At 77.1% G+C, this 2,747-nt stretch carries 2 pseudogenes; both read left to right on the top strand.

Annotated elements, in window-relative coordinates:
- The first annotated feature begins 128 nt into the window (after positions 1-128).
- Positions 129-1,399 (top strand): annotated as a pseudogene (locus MCBG_RS34910) (D-alanyl-D-alanine carboxypeptidase family protein).
- Positions 1,400-1,442: 43 nt separating this feature from the next.
- A pseudogene (locus tag MCBG_RS32290) lies at positions 1,443-2,620 on the top strand (glycosyltransferase).
- The last annotated feature ends 127 nt before the right edge of the window (positions 2,621-2,747 follow it).

Consider the following 2,747-nt stretch of genomic DNA (forward strand, 5'->3'; position numbering starts at 1 on the left):
CAACGATGGTGGTTGCGCGGCGTCCGCTGACTCGCCCGGTCACCGAGCGGGGCCGGGCGATCGGCGCCGCGTCACGGCCCCGGTGAGCCACCCGGCCCTGATCAACGGGCTCGGTATGGTGCCTTCTCATGAGAGCCCGGGTCCTGGCCGCCGTCACCGCCGTCACCCTGCTCGCCGCCGGGACACCCGCACCGGCGCCGGCCGCCCCCGGGACGGCCCCCGCGCCCGGCGCCACCGTGCCCTGCCCCCGGCAGCCCGCGCCGAAGGTGAGCCGGCCGCCCCGCCCGACGCCGCCGGCCACGACACCCGAACAGGCGGCGGTGGGCGGGGAGGCGCTGGCCGGCGCCGGACTGGTCGCGCCGCCGGGCAGCCCCGCGCCCCCGGCGGTCACCGCCAGCACCTGGCTCGTGGCGGACCTGGACACCGGCGCCGTTCTGGGCGCGTGCGGGGCGCACGTCCCCGGCACGCCGGCCAGCACCCAGAAACTGCTGCTGGCCGCCACCATGCTGAGCCGGCTCGACCCGAAGCAGGTGGCCGTCGCGACCCGCGCCGACCTCGACATCGAACCGGGCAGCTCGGCCGTCGGGCTGCTCGTCGGTGGCCGCTACAGCGTGGAGACGCTCTGGCTGGGCCTGCTCCTGCAGTCCGGCAACGACGCGGCGAACATGCTGGCCCGTCTCGGCGCCGGCAGCACGCAGGCCGGCGTCGCCGAGATGAACGCGCAGGCCCGCCGGCTCGGCGCCGGGCAGACCCACGCGGTCACCCCGTCCGGACTGGACGGCCCCGGGCAGTTCACCACCGCGTACGACCTGGCGCTGATCGCGCGGGCCTGCTTCGCCGACGCCGCGTTCCGCCGGTACGCGCTCACCGAACGCACACAGATCCCGGCCCAGCCCGCCCTGAAGAAGGGCGGGTTCCAGATCCAGAACGAGAACCAGCTGATCTACCGCTATCCGGGCGCGCTCGGCGGCAAGACCGGTTTCACCGAGCTGGCCCGGCACAGTTACGTCGGCGCCGCGCAACGCGGCGGACGCCGTCTCGTGGTGACGCTGCTCGGCGCCGAGGCCCGGCCGGTACGCGGCTGGCAGCAGGGCGCCCAGCTGCTCGACTGGGGCTTCGGGCTGCCCCGGGACGCCTCGGTCGGCCGGCTGGTGGAGCCGGGTGAGGGGGACGCCGAGGCGGCGGAACCCCGTAACGCTCCCGCCGCCGCGCCGGCCCGTACCGTCTCGCCGCCGTGGCGGGGGCCGGCCGGCACCGCGCTGCGCCGCGTCGGCGAGGGGGACTGGCGGATGATCGTGCCGCTCGCCGGTCTGCTCGCCCTCACCGTCGGTGGGGGTGGCGGCGGTGCTCGCCGCCCGCCGGGGCCGGTCCCGCCGCCGCGGAACGCCGCCGCGCCTGAACCCGGTGTCCCGGCTGGTCGCGTGGACACCGATTCCGTGGGTATGCGCCCGGTATGGAGCACCCCGGGCCGGATCGTGGTGGTCTCGGCGGACATCGGCGCCGGACACGACCGGGCCGCTGACGAGCTGGCGCAACGGCTGCGTGCGCGGGGGCTTCGCGGTGGACCGGCTGAACCTTCTGCACCTGCTGCCCCGCCCGCTGCACCGGGCGGTGCGCGAGACGTACCGGGGGGTGCTGCACCGGCTCCCGTGGGGCTACCACGCGCTGTTCCGGCTGACCGGCAGCTCACCGACGGCCGTACGCGTGATCCGCGCGCTGCTGAGGCCGTTGCGCCGTCGCCTGCGCCGCCGCATCCCGTCCGACACCCGGGCCGTGGTCACCACCTATCCGTTCGCCAACCAGCTCCTCGGCCCGTTGCGGCGGCACGGGCGGCTCCGTGTCCCGGTGATCACCTACGTGACCGATTTCGTGGTGCACCCGACCTGGCTCGCGCCGGGCGTGGACGTGTACTGCGCGGTCCGCCACGCCGAGACGCGTCAGGCCGACGCCGCCGACGTCACGGTGGTGCAGCCGCTGGTGTCCCGCGCCTTCGCCCGGCCCGGCCCGGAGGACCGGCAGCGGGCCCGGCAGCGGTTCGGCCTGCCGGCCGACGGTGTGCTCGCGCTTGTCGTCGCGGGCTCCTGGGGCGCCGGCGAGGTGCCGGCGACGGTGGCCGAGGTCGCCGCGGCGGGTGTCCGCCCGGTGGTGGTGTGCGGGCACAACGCGGCGCTGCGCCGCCGGCTGCACGGCGCCGGCCGGTACGTGCTGGGCTGGGTCGACGACATGCCGGCACTGATGCGCGCCGTCGACGTGATGGTGGAGAACGCCGGCGGGCTGACCTGCCAGGAGGCGCTGGCGGCCGGGCTGCCGGTGGTCACGTACCGGCCCATCGCCGGTCACGGGCGTGCGAACGCCGCGATCCTGGCCCGCGCCGGCCTGAGCCGGTGGGCGGGCACACCGCAGCAGCTCGGGCCGGTGCTCGCGGCGGTGATCGGGACTTCACCGGTGGTCCCGTGCCACGACGACGTGTCCCAGGACCCGGCCGGCCTGGTCGCCGAGGCGGCTCGCCGGGCGCCGCCCGCGGGGTTCGGCCGGCACGCGCCGCCCGCTGCTGGACCCGGTCGGCGACGCGGTCGCCGTACTCGCCGCGATGCTGCAGTCCACCGGCGGTCTGCGATGAGAGCGGCGACCCTGGCCCGGGCCGCCGCGCTCGCGCTGCCGGTGTTGCAGGTGGCGCCGTCGGTCACGGCGCTTCCCGCCGTGCGGCGGCGGTGGCTGCCCGGCCTGCACGGAATCGGGGCACCCGA

Source organism: Micromonospora sp. M42, from assembly GCF_000568915.1.
Taxonomy (GTDB): domain Bacteria; phylum Actinomycetota; class Actinomycetes; order Mycobacteriales; family Micromonosporaceae; genus Micromonospora; species Micromonospora chalcea.